The organism is Mesorhizobium sp. M5C.F.Ca.ET.164.01.1.1 (genome assembly GCF_004792125.1).
Classification (GTDB): Bacteria; Pseudomonadota; Alphaproteobacteria; order Rhizobiales; family Rhizobiaceae; genus Mesorhizobium; species Mesorhizobium wenxiniae.
On record NZ_SRTG01000480.1, the window covers coordinates 1 to 301 of the forward strand.

At 66.8% G+C, this 301-nt stretch carries 1 protein-coding gene; it reads left to right on the top strand.

Annotated features, from left to right (window positions below):
* Positions 1–301, top strand: a 301-nt coding sequence (locus EN807_RS34370) for a hypothetical protein (RefSeq protein WP_135938080.1), incomplete at both ends; no start/stop codon positions are given.

Below are 301 nucleotides of genomic sequence, written 5' to 3' on the forward strand. Positions count from 1 at the left end.
GGCGAACCTCTCGGGCGCGGTGAAGACGTTCTCCGGGCTCCAGATCGATCCGATCTTGCCGGCGGTGACGCAGGCCACAGCCTCGCCGGGAACCGGCACCGAGCACGTCGGAGACACGGTCACGCTGACACTCGGCTTCAACGAGGCCGTGGCGGTATCGGGCACGCCGACGCTGTCGCTCAACAATGGCGCGACCGCCACCTATGTGGGCGGCTCCGGAACGAGCGCGCTCAACTTCCGCATCACGGTCGCGTCGACCCACACGAGTACCTCGGCACTTGCCATCACCGGGGTCAATCTT